Raw genomic sequence first — 5,702 nt, 5'->3', positions numbered from 1 at the left:
TGACCATGCTGACCATCTGCTTGGCGGTATCTTTCATCTGTTTGATATGGGCTTCGAATTTGGCCACGGCGTCGTCGGGGCTTTTTGCATCGACGATGCTGCTGAAATATCCATGCTTGACTTGGCTGTCGGCATCGATTTCGTCAAACGAGAAATGACCAATAAACAACATAGCGGCTTCCTTTCTTTTTTTTAAAAGCGACATCTGCGCATCGCCGGTGATTGGACATGTCAAGCGGACACCTTATCGTTGCCTAGACTGCTTATCCACCCATCTCGCTATATGTGGGGGCTTAGGACCTTACGACACCCGCGACACGATCAAGCGCAGGCCGATCGGTGTCAACAGCGTTGTCACCACCGCCATGATGACGATGGCCGAAAACAGGTTGGCCACGATGGCCGGTGGCGGATCAGGATGCGAAAACAGGCCGGCCCGCAGAGCGATATCGGCAATTATTAACTCCACCGCCCCCCGTCCGCTCATGCCGAAGCCAACGATCAGCGAATCCTTGCCGGACAAGCCTATCCAATACGCCGGCAGGCCGGCCCCGATCAGTTTGCACAACACCGCAGCGACAATCAGCACCGCCAGAAACAAGGGTATGCTGGTGAACGCGGCGACATCCAGGTGCAAACCGATCGAGGCAAAAAAGACCGGTGCCAGAAACCCGGTGGTGATTCCTGAAATACGGCTTTGCACCCCTTTAAAAACCTCCGAATCCATGGTGCGTTTGGTAAAAAAAAGACCCGCGGCAAAGGCACCCAAAATAAAGTGCATGTGCAGCGCTTCCGCCAGAACCGCAAACCCGAAAGCCACCACCAGTAGTATGCTGAACTCGAACTCTTCACTCATGCTGCGGTGAAACACACGTTCCAGGCGCGGCAGTACATAAAGCCCGATGGCCGTGACAATGGCTATAAACAAAACAATCTGGCCGACCAGCCACAACAATCCAGCCGGATCAGGCATCTCGCCGGTACGAATCACCGCGGTCAGCACGGCCAGGAGCAGAAGGCCCAATATGTCGTCTATGATTGCAGCCGAAAGGATCATTTTACCGGCGGTCGACCTAAGTTTGTCCAGGTCCATCAAGACCTTGGCAGCCACGGGAACCGCCGTGATCGCCAATGCCGTGCCGATGAACAGGGTCTGCGCCAGCTTGATCTCCGATCGGGGCAGAAAGAACCAGCCCAGTGAAAAACCGACCAGCAGAGGAATGATCAACCCGCCGGCGGCGATGAACATGGCCCCCTTGGACTTCTCGGCGATCTCCCGGGGACGCATCTCAAGCCCGGCCATGAGCATTAAAAAGAAAATTCCCAGGTCGGTGATCGCCGTGAAGACGTCGTTGTTCGGGATGGCATGCATGACCGGAAAGCTTGATGGTGAAAACCGGATGGCCGCGCCCAGGGCGATGCCGGCCAGCAGCTCACCGACTAGAGCTGGCTGTCCCAGGCGAACCGCCACCTCGCCGAAGGCACGCGTGATTACCAGAAGGATCAGTAAAACATAAAAAATTTCCATTGCAAAACCTCTTTTTCCACGAACGCTTCAGTTGGCGCGTGCCTTGCTGTTTTTGGTGTATCACGCATTCTTTATTTGTGCTTTGACCCACTCTTGATGGCCTCGTAAAAAGTCCCCGATGTGTCGCTCCCGCGGAGGCGGAAGTCTGTAACTATTTGATACTTATGGATCTCCGCCTCCGCGGAGATGACAATAAATCTGAGATTTCGACTTTTTACGATTCCATCATTCTTCACCCCCGCGTCAAAAACAGGTTAACCATGATCCCGACGGCCAGGGCCCCCATGGCTGTCACGGCCACAGCTTTCTTTATCCTGCCTCCGCCCGCCATATCCATTTCCGCTTGCTTGTTTTGTCGATGCCAGACGCGGTTCAGCCAGGCCAGCCATCCCACCAGGCCGAGGGCGACCAGGTTCATCCAGAATGTATAATCCAGTTTGAACTGGGCCACATCCTTGATCGCCCTCGCACTTTCCGGCGTCACCCCCACCAGGGCAAATGAATAGTGCAGGATCAAGGCGGTGCACACGATGCTGACATACATGACCGCGGCAATATAAAGTGCCACGCGCCAGCCGTAATAACGGGCGTTGATCGCCACCAAAGGCGGCACCATGAGGTCGGAGTAAATAAAGCCCATGATGCCGGCGAAAAGCACCCCGCTGGCGTTGAGTACCGTGGCCAGGGGGATGTTGCCCATGGAACCGATGAACGTGGCCGCGGCCACAAAGGGTGCCAATAGCGCATTTTCCAGAACCAACGGGAAGTAAAGCGGATTCTCGGCTGCCCGTTCGGCCAGGAAGATGGACTGCCAGAAGGTCTCGGGCACCAGTACCGCCACGAACCCCGCCACGGTGAAGCCGATGGCGATCTCCTCCCACACCATGGCCCATTCCGACACGAAATGGTGGCCCACCAGATGCCAGCCTTCTGCGCTTCGAATCCGCTTGCGCCAGTTGAAGTCCTCATTTTCGGAGGCGGAGGCGTCCTCGACCTTTTGGCGCGCCTTCTCCAGCCAGGCCTCGGGGTAGGTCCACACCACCAATTGCCGGCTGATGAGGATCAACACCAGCCCACCGATAATTTCGGCGGCCAGAAACTGCCAGCCCAGGAAGATGAGGATGAGAATGCCCAGCTCGATCACCAGATTGGTGGAGGCGAACATGAAGGCGACGGCGGCCACGAAATGGGCTCCTTTCATGAACAGGGCACGCGCGGCGGCCAGGGCGGCAAAGGAGCAGGAGGAACTGATGCTGCCAAAGGCGGTGGCCAGACTGACGCTCTTGGCGCCGGCGCCTCCCAGATAATGCGTGAGCCTGCCTTTGGGCACGAATGCCTGGATCATGGCGCTGATAAAATAGCCCAGCACAAAGGCCCAGCCCGACTTCCAGAAGAAACCGGCGGCTGTCTTGGCTGCCTCGCCGTATGGGGTCCAGAATTCGAGTGAGAACAAGGTGCCGATCCTTTCGTTTACTGATATAGATCAGTATCCGTATCCACTCGAATCACCAATTTCCCGAAGTTGCGACCTTCCAACAGGCCGATAAACGCGTCGGGCGCATTTTCCAATCCGTCCACCACCTGCTCGCGGTATTTGATCTGCCCGCTGCCGACCCACTCGGCCATCTGTTCGGCGAACTCGGGGTAGCGGTGGCCGTAGTCATCGAAGATGATAAATCCCTTGACCGTCACCCGTTTGGTCAAAATGGTGCGCATCAGAAGCGGCAGTCGGTCCGGTCCGTCAGGCAGTTCGGTGTCGTTGTAGTGGGCGATCAGCCCGCACACCGGGATCCTGGCACCCGTGTTGAGCAGCGGCAGCACGGCATCGAACACATCGCCGCCCACGTTCTCATAATAGATGTCGACGCCGTCGCTGCAGGTTTGCTTGAGCGTGGACGCAAAATCGGCGGCCCTGCGATTCAGGCAGTGATCAAACCCGAGCGTCTCGGTGGCGTGGCGGCATTTTTCGCTGCTGCCGGCAACCCCCACGACCCGGCATCCTTTGAGCTTGCCAATTTGTCCCACCGTCGCCCCTACCGGCCCGGTGGCGGCGGCCACCACCAGGGTGTCACCTTTTTGGGGACGGCCGATATCCAACAACCCCATGTAGCCGGTAAAACCGGGCATCCCCAATATTCCCAGGGCATGAGAGGGATGTTGCGGTTCCTGGCCCAACCGCGTCAGCCCCGATCCATCCGACAGGCCATAATCCTGCCAACCGGTGTAGGCCAGCACCCACTCCCCCGGCTGGAAACCGTCATGCAGGGAGGCTTCCACCCGGCAAACGGTCGACCCCACCATGACGGCGTCGATCTCGACCGGGTCGGCATAGGAGGGCGCATCGCTCATGCGCCCCCGCATGTATGGGTCGAGCGAGAGATAGACCGTGCGCAGCAACACCTGTCCTTGGCCCGGTTCAGGCACGGGCGTGGTCTCCAGGCGGAAATCGCCGGAAACCGGTTGACCGTGCGGACGGGACGCCAGCACGATGCGTCGATTATTGTTTTTGGTCTGAGGCATGTGAGTCACTCCTTTTTGGTTATCTCGCCGCTGACAAACTCAAAACAGCCGTTAGCGGAAAATAACTTAATCAGTCGGTCGTCGGTATCGGACGTAGACTGTAGTTGCCCGCAGTGAAGACTTTATTTTGTCTTCGGCGGTCGCCGTTGCCGGTTGCGACGGCGCCAAGCCGGACCGCAACCACGATGCGGCCTTTGTGGCAAATGTGCCCAAAGTCAGCTTCGATGCGTTGGTGTTCCCGACTACTTTCCGGACAACCGCAGAATCAGTTACAGCCCCCATATCTAAAAATCACCGTTCCGGTAGAACATAACATATACCACACCCAATTGTTTGCAAAAGGAGAGAAAATGACCGTGATCCAGACTAACGTCAAAACGGCTGTTCAGCAACCCAATAAGGAGGCGATCATGCAGATGTTGAGAAGTATGAAAGATATTCAAGGATACGTATTGGGCGCCCAGGATGGCGAGATCGGGCGCTGCAGCGACTTTCTGTTCGATGACAAGGATTGGACGGTCCGTTACATGGTTGCCGATACGCACAAATGGCTTCCGGGTCGAAAGGTGCTGATTTCACCAATTTCCATCGGTGAGGCGGACGGGACGACACGCACGCTCAACATCGGCTTGACCAAAGACCAAATCAGGGATTCACCCCCGCTGGATGCCGATGCACCCGTGTCACGGCAATATGAGATCGCGCTTAACAAATATTATGATTGGGCCCACTACTGGGGCGGGCCGTCAGTGTGGGGATCCCATCCCTATCCGCGCTTGCTCAACCGGGCTGAAGTGGAACGAGGTGTTCCCGAAAACACCGATACCGACACCAACCTCCGATCAAGCAAGGAGGTCGCGGGATACCATATCCAGGCGACCGATGCCGACATCGGCCACATCGAAGATTTTATCGTGGACCAGGACTCCTGGGTCATCCGGTATCTGGTCATCGATACCAGCAACTGGCTGCCTGCCAGCAGGAAGGTGTTGGTCGCACCCGATTGGGTCGACCGGGTCGACTGGAAGCGAAGCAAGGTCCTGATGGACCTGACCAGCAGCCAGATCAAGAACAGTCCTGAATTTGACCCGACGCTGCCGGTGAACCGGGGCTATGAGATGACTCTTTACGATTTCTACGGAAGACCTTACTATTGGTAGCCCGGCCATTAAAAATAAAGGCACTGGCGCATTTCGGCAGCGCACGAGGCAGCTTCGATCGGGCAAGGAGCGGACTACTTTCTTTCCAAAGCGCGCTCCGGTGGGCTGCGCCCGATCGATGGCATTCGCACAATCATCCGCCAAAACGGTGGCGCCTGATTCCTCGATCAACCCCACACAATTGGGTTCCGCATTGCCAAAAAAAAGGATCTGGCCTATAATTTCCCATAAAAATCCTGTTTCTGATGCGGCCGGCGGATGCTCACGCCCGCCGCTTAACCGATTATCCGTATGCTCACCATTTTTCAGAAGGGCTTTGCAATGGAAAAGAAACACCAGATTTTTATCGTCGAGGATCACCGGTTGTTTCGCGAAGGCCTGAAAGCCATGTTGAACAAGCGAGAGGACATTGAAATCGTCGGCGAGGCTGAAGATGGTCTGGAAGCGGTCCGCCGCATCCGCAAGGTAAAACCGGAGCTCGTGCTGCTGGACCT

5 protein-coding genes are annotated in these 5,702 nt (G+C 56.6%); 2 read left to right on the top strand and 3 right to left on the bottom strand.

Translation table 11 applies throughout. The features are described 5' to 3' along the window. Positions 1 to 301 precede the first annotated feature (301 nt). The 3 genes from R6V78_RS02005 to R6V78_RS01995 all read right to left on the bottom strand — a co-directional run bounded on the left by R6V78_RS02005 (position 302) and on the right by R6V78_RS01995 (position 4,048). Complete coding sequence (locus R6V78_RS02005; protein WP_410287647.1) at positions 302 to 1,528, bottom strand: cation:proton antiporter; 1,227 nt, start codon at positions 1,526 to 1,528, stop codon at positions 302 to 304. Between the two features lie 232 nt (positions 1,529 to 1,760). After that, the gene (locus tag R6V78_RS02000) at positions 1,761 to 2,981 is read right to left on the bottom strand and encodes a permease (protein ID WP_410287646.1); all 1,221 of its coding nucleotides are present in this window, start codon (positions 2,979 to 2,981) and stop codon (positions 1,761 to 1,763) included. Between the two features lie 17 nt (positions 2,982 to 2,998). Further along, positions 2,999 to 4,048 carry an NADP-dependent oxidoreductase gene (locus tag R6V78_RS01995; RefSeq protein ID WP_410287645.1) on the bottom strand — a complete coding sequence of 350 codons (1,050 nt, stop codon included), beginning with the start codon at positions 4,046 to 4,048 and terminating at the stop codon, positions 2,999 to 3,001. Between the two features lie 356 nt (positions 4,049 to 4,404). Between R6V78_RS01995 and R6V78_RS01990 the strand changes: the two genes are divergently transcribed. Both R6V78_RS01990 and R6V78_RS01985 read left to right on the top strand, forming a co-directional pair. Next, positions 4,405 to 5,208, top strand: a complete 804-nt coding sequence (locus tag R6V78_RS01990) for a PRC-barrel domain-containing protein (RefSeq protein ID WP_410287644.1) — start codon at positions 4,405 to 4,407, stop codon at positions 5,206 to 5,208. 291 nt (positions 5,209 to 5,499) lie between these two features. Further along, the coding region (locus R6V78_RS01985; RefSeq protein WP_410287643.1) for a response regulator transcription factor at positions 5,500 to 5,702 on the top strand (203 nt) is incomplete at its 3' end.

Origin of the sequence: Desulfosarcina sp. (assembly GCF_046496365.1) — a bacterium.
Classification (GTDB): domain Bacteria; phylum Desulfobacterota; class Desulfobacteria; order Desulfobacterales; family Desulfosarcinaceae; genus Desulfosarcina.
The sequence above is the reverse complement of the archived record's forward strand: the minus strand, read 5'-3'. Positions and strand labels throughout refer to the sequence as shown.